19 protein-coding genes and 1 other annotated feature are annotated in these 20,880 nt (G+C 53.8%); of the genes, 14 read left to right on the top strand and 5 right to left on the bottom strand.

The features are described from left to right. Positions 1–9: 9 nt before the first annotated feature. Positions 10–888, bottom strand: coding sequence for an MDR efflux pump AcrAB transcriptional activator RobA (robA, locus tag ACVLVH_RS12705; RefSeq protein WP_101762162.1), 879 nt, complete (start codon positions 886–888; stop codon positions 10–12). Positions 889–1,082: 194 nt separating this feature from the next. Between robA and creA the strand changes: the two genes are divergently transcribed. Further along, complete coding sequence (gene creA, locus ACVLVH_RS12700; protein ID WP_101762161.1) at positions 1,083–1,556, top strand: protein CreA; 474 nt, start codon at positions 1,083–1,085, stop codon at positions 1,554–1,556. A gap of 46 nt (positions 1,557–1,602) precedes the next feature. Here creA and arcA read toward each other — a convergent pair whose 3' ends face one another. After that, complete coding sequence (arcA, locus tag ACVLVH_RS12695) at positions 1,603–2,319, bottom strand: two-component system response regulator ArcA (protein ID WP_137385127.1); 717 nt, start codon at positions 2,317–2,319, stop codon at positions 1,603–1,605. A 589-nt stretch (positions 2,320–2,908) separates the two neighbouring features. On the opposite strand from arcA, the gene ACVLVH_RS12690 reads away from it, so the two are divergent. From ACVLVH_RS12690 to thrC, 5 genes are all read left to right on the top strand, one after another. After that, entirely contained in the window at positions 2,909–3,613 is a 705-nt protein-coding gene (locus ACVLVH_RS12690; RefSeq protein ID WP_192412419.1) for a tRNA/rRNA methyltransferase, read from the top strand. Positions 3,614–3,802: 189 nt separating this feature from the next. Continuing rightward, entirely contained in the window at positions 3,803–3,874 is a 72-nt protein-coding gene (gene thrL, locus ACVLVH_RS12685; protein ID WP_071531027.1) for a thr operon leader peptide, read from the top strand. Next, positions 3,810–3,932 (top strand) — a sequence feature (Thr leader region). (Overlaps the previous gene by 65 nt.) 26 nt (positions 3,933–3,958) lie before the next feature. Beyond that, on the top strand, positions 3,959–6,421 hold the full coding sequence (gene thrA / locus ACVLVH_RS12680; protein WP_192412418.1) for a bifunctional aspartate kinase/homoserine dehydrogenase I: 2,463 nt from the start codon (positions 3,959–3,961) through the stop codon (positions 6,419–6,421). Between the two features lie 2 nt (positions 6,422–6,423). Beyond that, complete coding sequence (gene thrB / locus ACVLVH_RS12675; RefSeq protein WP_192412751.1) at positions 6,424–7,353, top strand: homoserine kinase; 930 nt, start codon at positions 6,424–6,426, stop codon at positions 7,351–7,353. Positions 7,354–7,356: 3 nt separating this feature from the next. After that, entirely contained in the window at positions 7,357–8,640 is a 1,284-nt protein-coding gene (gene thrC, locus ACVLVH_RS12670) for a threonine synthase (RefSeq protein ID WP_008108676.1), read from the top strand. A 204-nt stretch (positions 8,641–8,844) separates the two neighbouring features. On the opposite strand, the gene yaaA is transcribed toward thrC, so the two are convergent. Next, complete coding sequence (gene yaaA, locus ACVLVH_RS12665) at positions 8,845–9,621, bottom strand: peroxide stress protein YaaA (protein WP_192412416.1); 777 nt, start codon at positions 9,619–9,621, stop codon at positions 8,845–8,847. Positions 9,622–9,833: 212 nt separating this feature from the next. On the opposite strand from yaaA, the gene tal reads away from it, so the two are divergent. The 3 genes from tal (at position 9,834) to ACVLVH_RS12650 (ending at position 12,916) form a co-directional block, all read left to right on the top strand. Continuing rightward, positions 9,834–10,787 carry a transaldolase gene (tal, locus tag ACVLVH_RS12660; RefSeq protein ID WP_137385129.1) on the top strand — a complete coding sequence of 318 codons (954 nt, stop codon included), beginning with the start codon at positions 9,834–9,836 and terminating at the stop codon, positions 10,785–10,787. A 120-nt stretch (positions 10,788–10,907) separates the two neighbouring features. Then, a complete protein-coding gene (gene mog, locus ACVLVH_RS12655; protein ID WP_101762156.1) occupies positions 10,908–11,495 on the top strand; it encodes a molybdopterin adenylyltransferase in 588 nt (195 codons plus the stop codon). Between the two features lie 110 nt (positions 11,496–11,605). Next, on the top strand, positions 11,606–12,916 hold the full coding sequence (locus tag ACVLVH_RS12650) for an MFS transporter (protein ID WP_137385130.1): 1,311 nt from the start codon (positions 11,606–11,608) through the stop codon (positions 12,914–12,916). A 38-nt stretch (positions 12,917–12,954) separates the two neighbouring features. On the opposite strand, the gene satP is transcribed toward ACVLVH_RS12650, so the two are convergent. After that, positions 12,955–13,515: an acetate uptake transporter gene (gene satP / locus ACVLVH_RS12645; protein WP_101762154.1), complete on the bottom strand. Its 561-nt coding sequence runs from the start codon at positions 13,513–13,515 to the stop codon at positions 12,955–12,957. A 300-nt stretch (positions 13,516–13,815) separates the two neighbouring features. Between satP and dnaK the strand changes: the two genes are divergently transcribed. The 4 genes from dnaK to nhaR all read left to right on the top strand — a co-directional run bounded on the left by dnaK (position 13,816) and on the right by nhaR (position 19,305). After that, positions 13,816–15,720 (top strand): molecular chaperone DnaK, encoded by a 1,905-nt coding sequence (gene dnaK, locus ACVLVH_RS12640; protein WP_101762153.1) that lies wholly within the window; start codon positions 13,816–13,818, stop codon positions 15,718–15,720. 104 nt (positions 15,721–15,824) lie between these two features. After that, positions 15,825–16,958 carry a molecular chaperone DnaJ gene (gene dnaJ / locus ACVLVH_RS12635; RefSeq protein ID WP_101762152.1) on the top strand — a complete coding sequence of 378 codons (1,134 nt, stop codon included), beginning with the start codon at positions 15,825–15,827 and terminating at the stop codon, positions 16,956–16,958. 231 nt (positions 16,959–17,189) lie between these two features. After that, positions 17,190–18,368 carry a Na+/H+ antiporter NhaA gene (gene nhaA, locus ACVLVH_RS12630; protein ID WP_210080887.1) on the top strand — a complete coding sequence of 393 codons (1,179 nt, stop codon included), beginning with the start codon at positions 17,190–17,192 and terminating at the stop codon, positions 18,366–18,368. Positions 18,369–18,402: 34 nt separating this feature from the next. Beyond that, the gene (nhaR, locus tag ACVLVH_RS12625) at positions 18,403–19,305 is read left to right on the top strand and encodes a transcriptional activator NhaR (protein WP_498949484.1); all 903 of its coding nucleotides are present in this window, start codon (positions 18,403–18,405) and stop codon (positions 19,303–19,305) included. A 53-nt stretch (positions 19,306–19,358) separates the two neighbouring features. Here nhaR and rpsT read toward each other — a convergent pair whose 3' ends face one another. Further along, the gene (gene rpsT / locus ACVLVH_RS12620; protein WP_036619798.1) at positions 19,359–19,622 is read right to left on the bottom strand and encodes a 30S ribosomal protein S20; all 264 of its coding nucleotides are present in this window, start codon (positions 19,620–19,622) and stop codon (positions 19,359–19,361) included. A gap of 318 nt (positions 19,623–19,940) precedes the next feature. Here rpsT and ribF point away from each other — a divergent pair, with 318 nt between their 5' ends. Continuing rightward, on the top strand, positions 19,941–20,879 hold the full coding sequence (gene ribF / locus ACVLVH_RS12615) for a bifunctional riboflavin kinase/FAD synthetase (RefSeq protein ID WP_101762149.1): 939 nt from the start codon (positions 19,941–19,943) through the stop codon (positions 20,877–20,879). The last annotated feature ends 1 nt before the right edge of the window (position 20,880 follow it).

Genomic DNA, 20,880 nt, shown 5'->3' with positions numbered 1-20,880 from the left:
CATTTTTTATTAGTTATTCTGTTGGCGAATCGGAATCAGGTATTCGCAGCGGATTTCCGTTGGCGGCTCGCTACGTTTTTTACCCCCGTGCGTGTAGAAACGCTCGATGTCCTGTCCCTGACGACGCACTAATCCCAGCGTTGGCATACAAGTGCCGTACAGCAGCAGGATAAATTCACCCAGCGCGCTGCGCGCACCGTTGTAGGTGAACTGCACGTAATCACCGGCTTCCACAATCACACTCTGATTCGACTGCATGCTTTTTGCCAGCTGATCGGCAGGCACCGCAGTGGTGTAGAGAATCTCCTGCTCATCATCTTTTTCATGGCTGGCGCGCACCTGATGCAAGCCATACAGCACCGGCGGCACCGTGTCGGTTTCCAGCAGGAACTGCTTCCAGAAATGCAGGCGCATCTCATCGCGGTAGCTGGAAATCTGCTCCAGCGTACAGGAGTAACTCTGCGTCTGGCCGACCAGCACCGTTTCTGGCAGCGTGACAAACTGCGCTTCCGGCATGCTGTTATCGTCGAGACGAATTGGCGGGCGAATGCCAAACGAGTTCCACTCCGATGAGCGACGATACCAGGCAGGCGTTTGGTTGAATTGCTTTTTAAACGCACGGGTAAAGGTCTGCTGCGAATCGAAGCGATATTGTAACGCGATGTCGAGGATGGGGCGGCTGGTCAGGCGAAGCGCCACCGCGGCTTTCGACAGCCTACGCGCGCGAATGTACGCACCAATCGCGTGGCTGGTTACTTCCTTGAACATCCGCTGTAGATGCCACTTGGAGTAGCCTGCTTTCTGCGCAACGTTATCTAATGAAAGCGGTTGATCCAGATGGCTCTCCAGCCAGACAAGCAAATCGCGAATGATACCGGCTTGGTCCATAAAACATCCTCATAACTCTCTGGTGGCGCAACTATGAAGTCGTCGAATAATAGCACGAAATGCACAAAAGCGTGGGGGCGGTTTGCTAATCGAGTGTGCTAAGTCAAAGCGGGTTAAAACCCTTTTAGATTTGGTTCTCTGTTCGATTGACAGTACATTACATTCTCATCTATTCGATTGGCAATGGTAACTCAATGACAATAGCTCGTATTCTTATAATCACGTTGGCAACATATGTATTCAGTGCTGGCGTTCAGGCCGAAGAGATCGGCTCAGTTGACACGGTATTCAAGATATTTGGCCCCGATCATAAGATCGTGGTAGAAGCCTTCGATGACCCCGACGTAAAAAATGTAACCTGTTATATCAGCCGGGCAAAAACCGGCGGTATTAAAGGGGGATTAGGTTTGGCGGAAGACACGTCCGACGCGGCCATCTCCTGTCAACAGGTGGGACCGGTAGAGCTTAGCGAGAAAATCGCACAAGGCAAGGCGCAAGGTGAAGTGGTGTTCAAAAAACGCACATCATTGGTGTTTAAGAAGCTGCAGGTGGTGCGCTTCTTTGACCAGAAACGTCATGCGCTGGTGTACCTGAGCTATTCCGACAAGGTGGTGGATGGATCGCCGAAGAATGCGCTGAGCGCCGTGCCAATTATGCCGTGGCATTAATACAGGCATAAAAAAACGCCCTGACGGGCGTTTTTTCTTTCAATTTTTAATCCTGCAGTTCGCCGCAGAAGCGGTAACCTTCGCCGTGAATGGTGGCGATGATTTCAGGCGTGTCTGGCGTGGATTCGAAATGCTTACGAATGCGGCGGATGGTGACATCCACGGTACGGTCATGCGGCTTCAGCTCGCGGCCGGTCATCTTCTTCAGCAAGTCACCACGCGTCTGGATTTTGCCTGGGTTCTCACAGAAGTGCAGCATGGCGCGGAATTCACTGCGCGGCAGCTTGTACTGGTCGCCGTTCGGACTGATCAGTGAGCGGCTGTTGATATCCAGCTCCCAACCGTTGAAGCGATAGCTTTCAACGGTACGGCGTTCTTCACTTGGCATCGCCAGATTCATGGTGCGCGACAGCAAATTGCGTGCACGAATCGTCAACTCACGCGGGTTGAACGGTTTGGTGATGTAATCATCGGCACCGATTTCCAGACCGAGGATTTTATCCACTTCATTATCACGGCCGGTAAGGAACATCAGCGCGACGTTTGCTTGCTCACGCAATTCGCGCGCCAATAGCAAACCGTTTTTACCTGGCAGGTTGATATCCATAATCACCAGATTGACGTCATTGTCCGTCAAAACCTGATGCATCTCGGCGCCGTCGGTGGCTTCATAGACCACGTAACCTTCTGCCTCAAAGATACTTTTGAGGGTGTTACGCGTGACCAGTTCGTCTTCAACGATAAGAATGTGCGGGGTCTGCATGTTTCGCTACCTAAAATTTGCCAACAAATCGAAAACAGGGCGTACGTCGGTTACGCTAATGTGCTGCAACCGGTATACGAAATAATCTTCGGAATACACCATCCATCTACGTCAACTTCAGTGTTAGCTCAGCCAGTCAGGATGGATATTTGCACGCCCCGAGGATCTCGGACAGGCGCTCATCCTAACCGTATTAACAGCAACCTAACAGCACCAACAACAACCGATAAGCATAAAAACAACGCTTCGTTGACTTATATCAAATGCAAGTGTAGCACGTTAACACTTTTATGAAAAACTTCTCCAGGATTGCTAGTTTAGCTCACAAAATGCAGCAATTTTGCTACATTCCGTCCTTATAAAACCAAAACTAAAACACGCAGGAAATTATATTTCAATGATATGAAAGAAAAGGGTTTTATATTCAATAGTTCCGTTAATTTTGCTTATGCCCGCTAATTTCCACTACAGCTGGATTTATCCCTCTTTTAACATCGTTAACATCTTATTTTCTCCTCTAGCCGCAGTTGGTATTTTCTCTCCTGCATGCCAACATAATGCGAGTTGTTAACAGTTCGATGGAAAAATCATGCATTTCCCCTTAATCCTTGTCTCTCCCGCTCGTCCGGAAAATATCGGTGCGGCTGCTCGCGCTATGAAAACCATGGGATTTAGCGAGCTGCGCATTGTCGCCAGCGATGCCTGGCAAGATCCTGCAGCACGTCGAGTGGCGCACGGCGCCGGTGAGATCCTCGATAATGTCAAAACCTACGCCACGCTGAGCGAGGCGCTAAAGGATGTCGATTTTTCCGTGGCGACCACCGCACGTAGCCGCGCGAAATTCCGCTATTACGCTACGCCCACTCAGGTAGAAAACATCCTGCAGGAGAAGCGCCAATGGCTGAGCCGCATCGCGCTGGTGTTTGGCCGTGAAGACAGCGGCTTAACTAATGAAGAGCTGGAGCAGGTCGATCTATTAACCGGTATTCCGATGGCCAATGATTATCCGTCGCTGAATCTCGGTCAGGCGGTGATGGTGTATTGCTATCAGCTGTCGGCGCTCAATCAGATTGCGGCTGAGACCGCAGAAGTGGCGAATGAGCAGCAGTTGCAGGCATTGCGCCAGCGCTTTCATCAGTTACTGGTCAAGCTGGATGTGAGTGATGACATCAAAATGGCGGACTGGATCGATCAGCGTATCGGCCTGCTGGAACAGCGTGACAGCGCCATGCTGCATCGTTTGTTACACGACGTAGAAAAAAAACTTATAGATAATTGCTCGGATAAATCCTGAGATGCTAGTGACTGATGCGGCAATCCGCCGCATCTCCTGAACGATCGCGATAATTTTTGCCTCAGCAAGCGCAGCACTGCGCAACGCCAGGGACGGCGCGGCTAAGACAAATTCGTTGACTTAACGTGCGCTTTGCTTTACTTCTGGAAGGCAGACGGACATGACAAAGACAGACAGAAAAAAATCTAAATGCGTAAACTCAGCCTGAACACCACAATTATTATTACCACCACCATTACCACAGGTAACGGTGCGGGCTGACGCATACAGGAAAAACAAAGAAAAAAGCCCGCACCTAAACAGTGCGGGCTTTTTTTTCGGCAAAAATTCAGGAGAGCTTCAAATATGCGAGTGCTGAAATTCGGCGGAACCTCAGTAGCCAATGCGGAACGTTTTCTCCGTGTGGCGGATATTCTGGAAAGCAATGCACAACAGGGACAGGTTGCGACCGTACTCTCTGCACCAGCAAAAATTACCAATCATCTGGTGGCGATGATTGAGAAAACCATCAGCGGCCTGGACACGTTGCCGAATATCAGCGATGCCGAACGTATTTTTGCCGACCTGCTGCAAGGCTTGCGTGATGCGCAGTCGGGCTTTGATTATGACGGACTAAAAACCCGCGTTGAGCTGGAATTTGCGCAGCTGAAACAAGTGCTGCACGGCATCAGCCTGCTGGGCCAATGTCCGGACGCTGTAAATGCCGCCATTATCTGCCGTGGCGAAAAGCTGTCGATTGCTATTATGGAAGCGCTGCTGCAGGCGCGCGGCCACAAAGTTACCGTTATCGATCCGGTGGAGAAGCTGCTGGCGATTGGTCATTACCTTGAATCCACCGTTGATATCGCCGAATCCACGCGTCGCATCGCCGCCAGCCAGATCCCAGCCGATCACTTTATCCTGATGGCCGGTTTCACCGCCGGTAATGAGAAGGGCGAACTGGTGGTGCTGGGCCGCAACGGTTCTGACTACTCCGCCGCCGTGTTGGCTGCGTGTTTGCGCGCTGATTGCTGTGAAATCTGGACCGATGTTGACGGCGTATATACCTGCGACCCGCGCCAGGTGCCCGATGCGCGCTTACTGAAATCGATGTCGTATCAGGAAGCAATGGAGCTCTCCTACTTCGGCGCCAAAGTCTTGCATCCGCGTACCATCGCGCCCATCGCCCAGTTCCAGATTCCTTGCCTGATCAAAAACACCGCTAACCCGCAAGCGCCGGGCACCTTAATTGGTGGCGAAGGCGAGCTGGATGAAAATCCGGTGAAAGGCATTACTAACCTGAATAACATGGCGATGTTCAACGTGTCAGGTCCGGGCATGAAAGGCATGGTCGGCATGGCGGCGCGCGTTTTCGCCGCAATGTCACGCACCGGCATCTCCGTGGTGCTGATCACCCAATCCTCTTCGGAATACAGCATCAGCTTCTGCGTACCGCAAAGCGAGCAGGCGCGTGCGCGTCGCGTGCTGGAGGAGGAGTTCTATCTGGAGTTGAAAGATGGCTTACTCGATCCGCTGGACGTGCTGGAACAGCTGGCGGTGATCTCGGTGGTCGGTGATGGCATGCGCACGCTGCGCGGCATCTCGGCTAAATTCTTCTCGGCGCTGGCGCGAGCCAACATCAATATCGTGGCGATTGCGCAGGGCTCGTCTGAGCGTTCCATCTCGGTGGTAGTGAGCAACGATGAAGTCACCACCGGCGTGCGTGTGGTGCATCAGATGCTGTTCGCTACCGATCAGGTCATTGAAGTGTTCGTGGTCGGCGTTGGCGGTGTGGGCGCAGCGTTGCTGGATCAGCTGCATCGCCAGCAGACGTGGCTGAAACAGAAGCATATCGATCTGCGCGTGTGCGGCATCGCTAACTCGCGGGCGCTGTTGACCAACGTACACGGTATCGATCTCAGCAACTGGAAGGCAGAACTGAACGAAGCCAAAGAGCCGTTCAATCTTGGTCGCCTGATGCGTTTGGTGAAAGAGTATCATCTGCTAAACCCGGTGATCGTCGATTGTACCTCCAGCCAGGCGGTTGCCGATCAATATGCCGATTTCCTCGCCGAAGGTTTCCATGTCGTCACGCCGAACAAAAAGGCCAATACGTCGTCGTGGAATTATTACCAGCAGATGCGTGCAGCGGCAGCAAAATCGCGCCGTAAGTTCCTGTACGACACCAACGTCGGTGCCGGTTTGCCGGTGATCGAAAACCTGCAAAACCTGATGAATGCCGGGGATGAACTGATCAAGTTCTCCGGTATTCTCTCTGGCTCGCTCTCCTTTATCTTCGGCAAGCTTGATGAGGGCGTTTCGCTGTCGGAAGCGACCAAAATGGCGCGTGAGATGGGCTTTACCGAGCCGGATCCGCGTGACGATCTTTCTGGCACCGATGTGGCGCGTAAGCTGCTGATTCTGGCGCGTGAAGCGGGGCATCAGCTGGAGCTTAGCGATATCGATATCGAACCGCTGCTGCCCGCCAGCCTGACGGAGATCGCCGACGTTGAGCAGTTTATGCAACGTCTGCCGGAGCTGGATAACGCCTTTGCCGCGCGCGTTGCCAAAGCGCGTGACGAAGGTAAAGTATTACGCTTCGTCGGCGCGATAGAAGAGGGTGGCGTCTGCAAAGTGAAGATTGACGCGGTGGACGGCAACGATCCGCTGTACAAAGTGAAGAACGGTGAGAATGCGCTGGCATTCTACAGCCGCTACTATCAGCCAATCCCGCTGGTTCTGCGTGGATATGGTGCAGGGAATGATGTCACAGCAGCGGGCGTATTTGCTGACCTGCTGCGTACGCTGTCGTGGAAGTTGGGAGTTTGATGATGGTAAAAATTTATGCACCGGCCTCGATAGGTAACGTCAGCGTCGGCTTTGATGTGCTTGGCGCGGCGGTTTCGCCGGTGGATGGCACCTTGCTGGGTGACTGCGTTTCCGTGGAAGCCGCCGACAGCTTTAGCCTGGTGAACTCCGGGCGTTTTGTCAGCAAACTGCCGACCAATCCGCAGGAGAACATCGTTTATCAGTGCTGGGAGCGTTTTTGCCAGGCGATTGGTAAACAAGTTCCGGTGGCGATGACGCTGGAAAAGAATATGCCGATTGGTTCCGGACTCGGCTCAAGTGCTTGTTCGGTGGTTGCCGGTTTGATGGCGATGAACGAATTCTGCGGCAAACCGCTCAACGACACCGAACTGCTGGCGCTGATGGGCGAGCTGGAAGGGCGTATTTCCGGCAGTGTACACTTTGATAACGTTGCGCCCTGCTTCCTTGGCGGCGTGCAGCTGATGATTGAAGAGAACGGCATCATCAGTCAGGACGTGCCGTGCTTTGACGAATGGCTGTGGGTGATGGCGTATCCGGGGATTAAAGTCTCCACCGCCGAAGCGCGCGCCATTCTGCCGGCACAGTACCGCAAAGAGGATGCCATCAAGCATGGTCGCCTGCTGGCAGGCTTTATTCACGCTTGTCATACGCGGCAGCCTGAGCTGGCGGCTAAACTTATGCAGGATGTCATCGCCGAGCCGTATCGCACTAAACTGCTGCCAGGCTTCGCCGATGCGCGTAAAGCGGCGCAGGATATTGGCGCACTGGCGTGCGGCATTTCGGGCTCCGGCCCGACACTTTTCGCCGTTTGCAACGAGATGGCAACGGCACAGCGGATGGCAGACTGGCTGAGCCAGCACTATCTGCAGAATGAAGAAGGTTTCGTCCACATCTGCCGTCTTGATACGGCTGGCGCACGTAAATTGGGATAACGCATGAAACTCTACAACCTTAAGGATCACAACGAGCAGGTTAGTTTTGCTCAGGCCGTTAAACAGGGCCTCGGCTCGCAGCAAGGGCTGTTTTTCCCGCTCGAACTGCCGGAATTCGAACTGACCGATATCGACGCCATGCTGGAGATGGATTTCGTCAGCCGCAGCAGCAAAATTCTCTCTGCCTACATTGGCGATGAAATTGCGGCGCATCAGCTGGCCGAGCGCGTAAAAAACGCCTTTGCTTTCCCGGCACCGGTGGCAAAGGTCAGCGATGATGTAGCCTGCCTCGAGCTGTTCCATGGTCCAACGCTGGCGTTTAAAGACTTCGGCGGCCGCTTTATGGCGCAGATGCTTTCCTATGTGAGCGGTGCGGATGAGCAGATCACCATTCTGACCGCCACGTCCGGCGATACCGGCGCCGCCGTGGCACATGCCTTCTACGGCATGGAAAACGTGCGCGTGGTGATTCTCTATCCGCAGGGCAAAATCAGCCCGCTGCAGGAGAAACTGTTCTGTACGCTGGGCGGCAACATCGAAACCATCGCGGTTGAAGGCGATTTCGATGCGTGTCAGGCGTTGGTGAAACAGGCGTTTGATGATGAAGAGCTGAAAAAGGCGATTGGCCTGAACTCGGCGAACTCTATCAACATTAGCCGTCTGCTGGCGCAGATTTGCTACTACTTCGAAGCGGTGGCGCAGCTGCCACAAGAGAAGCGCAATCAGCTGGTGGTGTCGGTACCGAGCGGAAACTTCGGTGACTTAACGGCTGGCCTGCTGGCTAAATCATTGGGTCTGCCGATTAAGCGCTTTATCGCTGCGACCAATGCTAACGATACCGTGCCACGCTTCCTCGGCAACGGCGCATGGCAGCCAAACGCCACGGTAGCAACGCTGTCGAACGCCATGGATGTCAGCCAGCCGAACAACTGGCCGCGCGTGGAAGAGCTGTTCCGCCGCAAAACCTGGCGTTTGACCGATCTGGCGTACGGCGCGGTAACCGATGAAACCACCAAATCCACCATGCGCGAGCTGGCAGAGATTGGCTATATCTCTGAACCGCATGCGGCGATTGCTTACCGTTTGCTGCGCGACAACCTGCAGGAGGGCGAATATGGCCTGTTCCTCGGGACTGCGCATCCGGCGAAGTTCAAAGAGAGCGTGGATGAGATTCTGGGTCAGGATCTGCCGCTGCCAAAAGAGCTGGCCGAGCGCGCCGATTTGCCACTGCTGTCGCACAACCTGAAAGGCGATTTCGCGGAGCTGCGGGCGTTTTTGCTGAAGTAAGTGCTGACTGGGGTCAGTGCTCGCTGTCCCCCATCCCGGCCTTCCCCCGCTAGCGGGGGAAGGAGACGCTGCCACACGCAGCCTCCAAACTCACATATTGCAGCATCTTCCTCCCCCATTTATGGGGGAGGACCGAGGAGGGGGGCAGCGAGCACGAACCAAGGAGGGGGGCAGCGAGCACAATCCAGGGCAGCGCTTGCTGAACTATTTCTGTTCGCGGCGCTTAAACACCAGCTCGTTATCTTTACTTTCTGCCGTGTCAAAGAAATATCCATCCACATCGAACTTCTTCAGCTGCGCAGGGTTGGTCAGGCGGTTCTGAATCACATAGCGGCTCATCAAACCGCGCGCTTTCTTGGCGTAAAAGCTGATGACTTTAAATTTGCCATTCTTCTCATCGAGGAACACCGGCTTGATCAACTCGGCGTTGAGTTTCTTCGGCTTGATGGCTTTGAAATACTCATCGGATGCCAGATTGATCAGCACGTCATCGCCTTGCTCAGCAATCGCCTCGTTTAACTTCTCAGTCAGCAAATCGCCCCAAAAGCTGTAGAGATCTTTCCCGGCCGGATTCGCCAGCTTGATGCCCATCTCCAGGCGATAAGGCTGCATCAAATCGAGTGGGCGCAGCAGGCCGTAAAGACCCGACAACATGCGCAGATGCTGCTGGGCAAAGTCAAAATCGTCGTCGCTAAAAGTTTCGGCCTGCAAACCGGTATACACATCGCCTTTAAACGCCAGGATCGCCTGACGCGCATTCTCCAGCGAGAAGGGCGGCTGCCATTGGTTAAAACGATCGGCATTCAGGTGCGCCAGCTTGTCGCTAATGCCCATCAGTGAGCTGATTTGCGCCGGTGAAAGATCGCGCGCAACGTCAATTAATTGGTGTGATTTTTCTAACAGCGCCGGTTGGGTAAAGCGTTGTGTCGCCAGCGGGCTTTCATAGTCCAGTGTCTTCGCTGGTGAGATAACCATCAGCATCGTGTACGTCCTCTTTGACCCGCAGGTTTATCAGGGAATTGAAGGGAAAATGTCGCAAGGAGTGTAGCAAAAAAGCGGCATGGATCGGCAAATCGCTCCCATTTGTTAGCGCTATCGTAAAGGGCACTTCGTGGTGTTGCGCCGTCACTTGTGCGTGATATTATCGCAACAGCCTTTTACACCCTGACAGTCAACCTAAGAGAAAGAGAACCATGACGGACAAACTTACTTCCTTGCGTCAGCTGACTACTGTGGTCGCCGACACCGGTGATATCGCGGCGATGAAACTTTACCAGCCGCAGGACGCGACCACGAACCCTTCTTTGATTCTCAACGCCGCTCAAATCCCTGAATACCGCAAACTGATTGACGAAGCCATTACCTGGGCACGTCAGCAGAGCAGCAACAAAGAAGATCAGCTGGCGCTGGTTTCTGACAAGCTGGCCGTCAACATTGGTCTGGAAATTCTCAAACTGATCCCTGGTCGCATCTCGACTGAAGTCGATGCGCGCCTCTCTTACGACACTGAAGCGAGCATCGCTAAAGCGCGTAGCCTGATCAAACTGTACAACGATGCGGGCATCAGCAATGACCGTATCCTGATCAAACTGGCGTCAACCTGGCAGGGCATTCGTGCTGCTGAGCAACTGGAAAAAGAAGGTATCAACTGTAACCTGACGCTGCTGTTCTCCTTCGCGCAGGCGCGTGCCTGTGCCGAAGCGGGCGTGTTCCTGATCTCTCCATTCGTTGGCCGTATCCTCGACTGGTACAAGCAGAACACCGATAAGAAAGAGTATGCAGCCCACGAAGATCCAGGCGTGGTGTCTGTGGCTGAAATCTACAGCTACTACAAGCAGCACGGTTATGAAACCGTGGTAATGGGCGCAAGCTTCCGTAACGTTGGTGAAATCATTGAGCTGGCTGGCTGCGACCGTCTGACCATCTCTCCGGGCCTGCTGAAAGAGCTGGCTGAGAGCGAAGGCACCGTTGAGCGTAAACTGAGCTACACCGGCGAAGTGAAAGCGCGTCCAGCGAAGATGACCGAAGCTGAGTTCTTCTGGCAGCACAACCAGGATCCAATGGCCGTTACCAAACTGGCTGAAGGTATCCGCAACTTTGCCATCGATCAGGGCAAACTTGAGAAGATGATCGCCGAGCTGCTGTAAGGTGATTGGCCGTGGCGGCAACCGCTGCCACGGTTTTACGTTTTTTCCCCCGCTTCTTGTATTATCCTTCTAACTACTCACGTCATTTGCTGCCATGCAGCTAACCACAGCGATAACTCTATGGATACTTTACGAATTGGATTAATTTCCGTTTCCGATCGTGCTGCTAACGGCATCTATCAGGATCAGGGCATTCCGGCGTTAGAGAGCTGGCTCACCGCCGCGCTGGCTACGCCGTTTGAAATTGAAACGCGTCTGGTACCGGATGAGCAGCCAATGATTGAGCAGGCGATTTGCGAGCTGGTCGATGAGCTGTTCTGCAATTTGGTCCTCACCACCGGCGGCACCGGACCGGCGCGGCGTGATGTGACGCCAGATGCCACATTGGCGGTTGCCGACCGTGAAATGCCGGGCTTCGGCGAGCAGATGCGCCAAATTAGCCTGCAATTTGTGCCGACCGCTATTTTGTCTCGCCAGGTTGGCGTGATCCGTAAGCAGTCGCTGATCCTCAATCTGCCGGGCCAGCCAAAATCCATTAAAGAGACGCTGGAAGGGCTGAAAGCGGAAGATGGAACGGTAAAGGTGCCGGGGATTTTTGCCGCTGTACCTTATTGTTTACAGCTACTGGAAGGGCCGTATGTGGAAACTCATGCCGATGTGGTAGCAGCTTTTCGCCCCAAAAGCGCCCGTCGTGAGACAAATGACTAAAAATCGGCATTTTCAGGCATAAAATCCAGCGGCACTGGTGTGGCAAAATATTGACGGTATAGTAATTCAATCTTTACATAAGTTGTTTTGCCTCTGGATACCGCTGGATTATGGATACGCACGCAACGCGCCGACTCAACGGGCAGGATTACAAAACCCTGTCGCTGGCCGCCCTTGGTGGGGCGCTGGAATTCTACGACTTCATTATCTTCGTCTTCTTTGCCGCCGTGATTGGCGAACTGTTCTTCCCGCCTGACATTCCTGAATGGTTGCGTCAGGTGCAGACTTTCGCCATCTTTGCTGCGGGTTATCTGGCGCGTCCGTTAGGCGGCATTATCATGGCGCACTTTGGTGACAAAGTGGGGCGTAAGAAGATGTTCAGCCTCAGTATTCTGCTGATGGCGCTGCCGACGTTGGCGATGGGCGCATTGCCCACTTATGCCAGCATTGGCATCGCTGCGCCGTTATTGATGCTGCTAATGCGCGTGCTGCAAGGCGCGGCTATCGGCGGTGAAGTGCCTGGCGCGTGGGTGTTTGTCGCCGAACATGTGCCTGAAAAACGCATTGGTTTTGCCTGCGGCACGCTGACCGCAGGCTTAACCGCAGGGATTCTGCTCGGTTCGCTGGTGGCAACGGTGCTGAACACCACGCTGTCACCGGCTGCGATGCGCGATCATGGCTGGCGCATTCCTTTCTTCCTCGGCGGTGTGTTTGGCTTGCTGGCGATGTATCTGCGTCGCTGGCTGCATGAAACCCCGGTGTTCCAGCAGATGCAGCAGCGTAAAGCGCTGGCAGAAAAAATGCCGCTGCAAACCATTTTCGCCAGCCATAAGCGCGGCATCGTAATTTCGATGCTGCTCACCTGGCTTCTGTCGGCCTGCATTGTGGTGGTGATTTTGATGGCGCCGACGCTGATGCAAAAACAGCATGGCATTCCCGCCGCGCTCAGTCTGCAGGCCAACAGCTTCGCCACCATTATGCTGCTGCTGGGTTGTGTTATCGCCGGATGGCTGGTGGATCGCTTCGGCGCGGCGCGTTCGCTGATGGTCGGTTCAATACTGCTGGCGATCGGCAGCTGGAACTTCTTCCATCAGTTAAGTAGCACGCCGGAAATGCTGTTTGTTTGGTACGGTTTGGCGGGCCTGAGCGTGGGGGTCGTCGGCGTAGTGCCGTTTGTGATGGTGCGCGCATTCCCGGCGGCGGTGCGCTTTACCGGCATCTCATTTTCGTACAATGTTGCTTACGCGATTTTCGGTGGTCTGACGCCGATTAGCGTAACGCTGATGATGAGCCTGACGCCAATGGCGCCTGCCTGGTATGTGCTGGCGCTGGCGATAATTGGCTTTATGGTGGGAATCTGGCTGTGGCGCGATAGCCGTCAGCAGTATGCGCAGTTAGATATGTCGCTGCACTCGTCATAATGCAAAAAGCGGAGCCAAACAGCTCCGCTATTCATTTGTCACTCGCCGATCGGCAATACCGTACGACCAAACTTCTCGTTCAGCACTTCGCCCATCGCCAGATAGAACGCACTCGAACCGCAAATAATGCCAATCCAGCCGGCAACGCGCAGCAACCCCGCGTTGTCGGTCAGGTGGCCGATAGCCAGCAGCGCAAACAGCAGCGTCAGGCTGGCGAAGATGAACTGCAGCATTTTCGGTGACTTCAGCGTGCCGAAAAACAGGAATGCAGTGAACACGCCCCACAGCGCGAGATACGCGCCAAGGAAGTGGCCGTCGGCCGCCTCTGCCAGCCCCAGTTTTGGCAGCAGTAGAATCGCCACCAACGTTAACCAGAAGCTGCCGTAAGAGGTAAAGGCGGTCAGCCCGAAGGTGTTGCCTTTCTTATACTCCAGCAGCCCGGCAAAAATTTGCGCGATGCCGCCGTAGAAAATCCCCATCGCCAGGATTATCACATCCATCGCAAACAGGCCGGTGTTGTGTAAGTTGAGCAGGATGGTGGTCATACCGAATCCCATCAGGCCCAACGGGGCGGGATTCGCCAGCGTGGTATTGCTCATAATTCCTCAGAAGCAGCGTTGAAGATGTTGTTCGTGTTTTACACCCGCGCAAACCGCTGGGGGCGCGAGGCGCTGCATAATAAGCGGCCTCTTTTTAGCCAACTTTGATCTGAATCGACGAGAGAATGAAATTTTTTTTAGTTTTAACCCTTGATGCGCATCGAACCGGCCCCATTTACTTGTCATCGAGCGTTGTGAGGCAGCAAAAAAAGCCTGCTTCAGCAGTTGAAAGTGGTCAGTTTGACCGCATCTCTGTTTCACAACCCAAATTGGCAAAGAATTTAAGTAGGAGACGTTTAGATGGGCAAGATTATTGGTATTGACTTGGGTACAACCAACTCATGTGTTGCAGTTATGGATGGTGGTAAAGCACGCGTACTGGAAAACGCCGAAGGCGATCGCACCACGCCGTCGATCATTGCGTATGCACAGGATGGCGAAACTCTGGTGGGTCAACCGGCTAAACGTCAGTCTGTGACCAACCCGCAGAACACCCTGTTTGCGATCAAGCGCCTGATTGGCCGTCGCTTCCAGGACGAAGAAGTACAGCGTGATATTAAAATTATGCCGTACAAAATCATCGGCGCAGATAACGGCGACGCATGGCTGGACGTAAAAGGCCAGAAAATGGCACCGCCGCAGATTTCTGCTGAAGTGCTGAAAAAGATGAAGAAAACCGCGGAAGATTTCCTCGGTGAAGCCGTCACTGAAGCGGTTATTACCGTTCCAGCTTACTTCAACGATGCGCAGCGTCAGGCGACCAAAGACGCCGGCCGTATCGCGGGTCTGGAAGTAAAACGTATCATCAACGAACCAACCGCAGCTGCACTGGCTTACGGCCTGGATAAAGGTCAGGGCAACCGCACCATCGCGGTATACGACCTGGGCGGTGGTACTTTCGATATCTCAATCATTGAGATCGATGACGTTGATGGCGAGAAAACCTTTGAAGTTCTGGCAACCAACGGTGATACCCACCTGGGTGGTGAAGACTTCGATAGCCGTCTGATTAACTATCTGGTGGCTGAATTTAAGAAAGATCAGGGCATCGATCTGCACAACGATCCGCTGGCCATGCAGCGTCTGAAAGAAGCGGCAGAGAAAGCCAAGATCGAGCTGTCCTCAGCACAGCAGACCGACGTTAACCTGCCGTACATCACGGCGGATGCGACCGGTCCTAAGCACCTGAACATCAAAGTAACACGTGCGAAACTGGAATCACTGGTTGAAGACCTTGTTTCTCGCTCTATCGAGCCGTTGAAAGTGGCTCTGCAGGATGCAGGTTTGTCTGTTTCAGACATCAACGACGTGATCCTGGTGGGCGGTCAAACGCGTATGCCAATGGTTCAGGCGAAAGTGACTGAGTTCTTTGGTAAAGAGCCACGTAAAGATGTGAACCCGGATGAAGCGGTAGCCGTGGGTGCTGCGGTTCAGGGCGGCGTGTTGGCGGGTGAAGTGAAAGACGTTCTGCTGCTGGACGTGACTCCACTGTCGCTGGGTATCGAAACCATGGGCGGCGTGATGACTTCGCTGATTAGCAAGAACACCACCATCCCAACCAAGCACAGCCAGGTGTTCTCTACCGCTGAAGACAACCAGTCTGCCGTGACAATTCACGTGCTGCAGGGTGAGCGTAAGCGTTCAGGTGATAACAAATCCCTGGGCCAGTTCAACCTCGACGGTATCCAGGCTGCACCGCGCGGTATGCCGCAGATCGAAGTCACCTTCGATATCGATGCGGATGGTATCCTGCACGTGTCTGCGAAAGACAAAAACAGCGGTAAAGAGCAGAAGATCACCATCAAGGCTTCTTCTGGTCTGAATGAAGAAGAGATCGAAAAAATGGTGCGTGACGCGGAAGCGAACGCCGAGTCTGACCGCAAGTTCGAAGAGCTGGTTCAGACCCGTAACCAGGGCGATCAGATTTCGCACAGCACCCGTAAGCAGCTGGACGAAGCGGGCGACAAACTGTCTGCTGACGACAAAGCGCCAATCGAAGCTGCGTTGACCGAGCTGAACACCGCGCTGAAAGGCGAAGACAAAGCAGAAATCGAAGCCAAAATGCAGGCATTGATGGAAGTGTCCAGCAAACTGATGGAGCTGGCACAGCAGCAGGGTCAGGCAGCTGATGCAGGCGATGCTTCTGCACAGAAAGAAGACGACGTTGTCGACGCTGAGTTCGAAGAAGTTAAAGACAAAAAATAATTGCCCCTGACCGGGCGCGACGGCTGGCCTGACAGCCGTTGAAACCAGCACGGGCGTAGGAGATCTCTCCACGCCCGTGCGATCATGTTAAGGGCAGAACAAATATGGCTAAGAGTGATTTATACGAGATCTTAGGCGTCTCTAAATCCGCAGATGAGCGTGAAATCAAAAAGGCTTATAAGCGCCTGGCGATGAAATACCATCCGGACCGTAATCCGGACAATAAAGAAGCCGAAGCGAAGTTTAAAGAAATTAAGGAAGCCTACGAAATTCTGACCGACGCACAGAAGCGTGCGGCCTACGACCAATATGGTCACGCAGCCTTTGAACAAGGCGGCATGGGCGGCGGTGGTGGCTTCGGCGGCGGCGGTGCCGACTTCAGCGATATCTTTGGCGACGTATTTGGCGATATTTTTGGTGGTGGCCGCCGTCAGCGTGCCGCACGTGGCGCCGATTTACGCTACAACATGGAGCTAACGCTGGAAGAAGCGGTACGCGGCGTGACCAAAGAGATCCGCATTCCAACACTGGAAGAGTGCGATGTCTGCCACGGCAGCGGCGCGAAAGCGGGGACCAAACCGCAGACCTGCCATACCTGTCATGGCGCAGGCCAGGTGCAGATGCGTCAGGGCTTCTTCACCGTGCAGCAGGCGTGTCCGACCTGTCACGGTCGCGGTTCAGTGATCAAAGATCCTTGCAATGCTTGTCATGGTCACGGTCGCGTTGAGCGCAGTAAAACCCTGTCGGTGAAAATTCCAGCAGGCGTGGATACCGGCGATCGCATTCGTCTGACCGGCGAAGGTGAAGCGGGCGAACAGGGCGCACCAGCGGGCGATCTGTACGTTCAGGTTTCGGTGAAAAAGCACCCGATCTTCGAGCGTGAAGATAACAACCTATATTGCGAAGTGCCGATTAACTTTGCGATGGCAGCATTAGGTGGCGAGATTGAAGTGCCGACGCTTGATGGACGTGTGAACCTGAAAGTGCCTTCTGAAACGCAAACTGGCAAGCTGTTCCGCATGCGCGGTAAAGGCGTGAAATCGGTGCGTGGTGGTGCGGTAGGCGATTTGCTGTGTCGTGTGGTGGTGGAAACGCCAGTTAGCCTCAATGACAAACAGAAAGCGTTACTGCGTGAACTGGAAGAGAGTTTTGGCGGCCCGAGCGGTGAGAAAAACAGCCCGCGCTCCAAAAGCTTCCTCGACGGCGTGAAGAAGTTTTTTGACGATTTAACACGTTAATCCCGTCTGGCATGCTTAATAAAGCGGAGAGGAAACTCTCCGCTTTTTTTATGTTTTCCCGCCAACGCGTCGCTCCTGATATAAGCTCAATCTGCCTGGCGTGAGATAAAAGCAGAAACCGTTTCGTAATGCATCGGTATTATCGAGTCGTTAACGAGACATAAGCTGCTTTTAACGAGGTGTTTGAGTCGCTACACTTCTCAGCCTAAATGTCTCTACTCAGGAGGAGTTGTGAACAAACCCCGTTCTCTTCGAAGCTTACTGAAAAGCTTTATTGCCAGCGATGCCAGCAACGGCATGGTGCTGATTCTGGCGGCCGTCGCGGCAATGATTTTGGCTAACAGCGCGGAAACCGCTCAAGCTTATCAATCGTTTCTCGCCGAGCCGGTGCAGATTCGCTTCGGTGCATTAGACATCAGCAAAAACCTGCTGCTGTGGATCAACGATGCCATGATGGCGCTGTTCTTCCTGCTGATTGGTTTGGAAGTGAAACGTGAACTGATCACCGGTGAACTCGCCAGCCGCGATCGCGCCATTTTCCCGGTGATTGCGGCAATTGGCGGCATGGTTATGCCGGGACTGATTTTCCTGCTGCTCAATCATGGCGATCCTATTGCACGTAACGGCTGGGCAATTCCTACTGCTACTGATATCGCCTTTGCTTTGGGCGTGCTGGCACTGTTGGGCAGCCGCGTGCCAACCGCGCTGAAAGTGTTCCTGATGGCGCTGGCGATTATTGATGATCTCGGCGCTATCGTGATTATCGCGCTGTTCTATACCAGCGATCTCTCCGTGCTGTCGCTGAGCGTGGCGGCAGGTGCGATTGTGCTGCTGGCGATTCTCAATCGTTGTGGCGTGCGTAACATTGCCATCTATATGTTGGTCGGCATTGTGCTGTGGACGGCGGTGCTCAAATCGGGTGTGCACGCAACGTTAGCGGGCGTGATTGTTGGCTTCTTCGTGCCGCTGGAAGAGAAGAACGGCCACTCTCCAGCCGAGCACCTGGCGCATGGTTTAATGCCGTGGGTAAACTGGCTGATTCTGCCGCTGTTCGCTTTTGCCAACGCCGGCATTTCGCTGAGCGGCATTACCTTTATGGATACGCTGTCGCCAGAGCCGCTGGGCATCATTCTCGGCTTGCTGATTGGTAAACCGTTGGGTATCACGCTGTTCTGCTGGCTGGCGGTGAAGTGGCGGCTGGCGGTGTTGCCGGCGGGCACCACGATACGCGATATCATGGCGATTGGTGTGCTGTGCGGTATCGGCTTCACCATGTCGATCTTTATCAGTTCGCTGGCGTTTGATGCCGCCCATGAGCAACTGGTGACCTTCTCCAAGCTGGGGATTCTCAGTGGCTCGCTGCTCTCAGCGGTGATTGGTTACACGCTGCTGCGCATCAAATTGCGTTAAAAGAGGAAGGGGGCGAAAGCCTCCTTTTTTGCCGATGAATCAGCTCAACTTTAATCATCTCTACTATTTCTGGCAGATGTGTAAAACCGGTTCGGTAGTGCGCGCGGCGGATGTGCTGTGCCTGGCGCCACAGACGGTTACTGGCCAGATTAAATCGCTGGAAGAGCAACTCGGCGGCGTGCTGTTTCGTCGTCAGGGGCGCGGTTTAGTGCCGACGGAGCTTGGTCAGCTGGTGTTCCGCTATGCCGACCGCATGTTCATGCTGAGCCAGGAGATGCTCGATATCGTTAACTACCGCAAAGAGTCGCATCTGCTGTTTGATGTTGGCGTAGCGGATGCCTTGTCTAAGCAACTGGTGAGCAAGGTGCTGCAGGCTGCGGTGGTGGCTGAAGAGGGAATCCATCTGCGCTGCTTTGAATCAACGCACGAGATGCTGCTGGAACAGTTAAGCCAGCACAAGCTGGATATGATTCTTTCCGATTGCCCAATTGATTCGACTCAGCAGGAAGGGCTGTTTTCGGTCAAGCTGGGCGAGTGTCCGATCAGCTTCTGGTGCAACACACCGTTACCGACGCTGCCGTTTCCTGCCAGCCTGGAAGAGCGGCGTTTGCTGATTCCGGGGCGTCGCTCGATGCTGGGTCGTAAACTGCTGAACTGGATTCACAGCCAGGGATTGCAAGTGGAGATTCTGGGCGAGTTTGATGATGCGGCATTAATGAAAGCTTTTGGTGCGCTTAACAACGCGATATTTGTGGCTCCGACGCTGTATGGCGACGAGATTTACCGGGATGACGCCATCAAAGAGATTGGGCGGTTGGATGCGGTGATGGAGGAGTATCACGTGATCTTTGCCGAACGGATGATTCAGCATCCGGCGGTACAGCGGATCTGCCATCGCGACTTTAGTGCGCTGTTTACCCCTGAATTGCAGGCATAAAAAAACCGGCTAAACGCCGGTTCTTTTTTACAAAGCGATTAACAGACGGGCGATTAAGCCAGTTTGTTGATCTGAGCAGTCAGGTTTGCTTTATGACGTGCAGCTTTGTTTTTGTGGATCAGACCTTTAGCAGCCTGACGGTCCACGAGTGGTTGCATTTCGTTGAATGCGTTCTGCGCAGCAGCTTTGTCGCCTGTTGCGATAGCCGCGTATACTTTCTTGATGAAAGTACGCATCATTGAACGGTTGCTTGCGTTATGCTTGCGACGTTTCTCAGATGTTACGGCGCGTTTCTTAGCTGATTTGATATTAGCCAAGGTCCAACTCCCAAATGTGATCTATATGGACAAATCAAAGGCCGAGGACTATGCCTTTTGCGCCTTCTTATGTCAATGGATTTGTGCAAATAAGCGTCGTTTTAAAAACAACACTCGATTACGTAATTGATGGCGCAGGATTCTACCAGCAACGCGGCGTTGAATACAGTATTTCGCAGCAAAAATCTTCAGATCCTTGCTAAGCAATTGCCCACGCGTGGAATAAGCCGCGCCAGAAGCAGGAAAGGCACGTATACGGGTTAACCTAAACGCCATTCAAGGGTATAATCCGCCGATTTCCACCGGTTTGAGTCAGCCATGAAGTTTATCCGCGGTATTTATAATCTGAAAGAGCAGCATCGCGGCTGCGTCCTGACCATTGGCAATTTCGACGGCGTACATCGCGGCCACCAGGCTTTGATGGCGCAGCTGATTGCCGAAGGACGAAAACGCAATCTGCCGGTGGTGGTGATGGTATTTGAGCCACAACCGCTTGAGCTGTTTGCCGGCGACAAAGCCCCGGCGCGCCTTACGCGTTTGCGTGAAAAGCTGAAGTACCTCGAACAAGCGGGCGTTGATGCCGTACTCTGCGTACGTTTTGATCGTCGCTTCGCTGCGCATTCGGCGCAGAGTTTTATTTCCGAATTGCTGGTAGACAAGCTCAACGTCAAGTTCCTGGCCGTAGGCGATGATTTCCGCTTCGGCGCTGGTCGCCAGGGGGATTTCCTGTTATTACAGAAAGCCGGTGCGGAGTATGGCTTTGAGGTTATCAGCACCCAGACTTATTGTGACAGCGGCAAGCGCATCAGCAGTACCGCCGTTCGTCAGGCGCTGGCGCAGGATGATTTTGCGCAAGCCGAAGCGCTGCTGGGCCATCCGTTCAGCATCTCAGGCCGCGTAGTGCACGGCGATGCACTCGGGCGCACCATCGGTTTCCCAACGGCTAATCTCCCTTTGCGTCGCACCGTTACGCCGGTTAAAGGCGTGTTTGCGGTGGCAGTGTTGGGCCTTGGGGATCAGCCGCTGCCCGGCGTGGCCAATATTGGTACGCGCCCAACGGTAAAAGGTTTACGTCAGCAGCTTGAAGTTCATCTGCTCGACACACATATGAATCTCTATGGGCGTCACATTGAAGTGGTGCTGAAACAGAAGATTCGCGATGAACAGCGTTTCGCTTCGCTGGACGCGCTGAAAGAACAAATTGCGAAAGATGTGGTGACAGCCCGCCAATTCTTTGGGCTAAAAACACCGGTTTAAT

The sequence above is a fragment of the Kluyvera sp. 1366 genome (assembly GCF_054823405.1).
The sequence above is the reverse complement of the archived record's forward strand: the minus strand, read 5'-3'. Positions and strand labels throughout refer to the sequence as shown.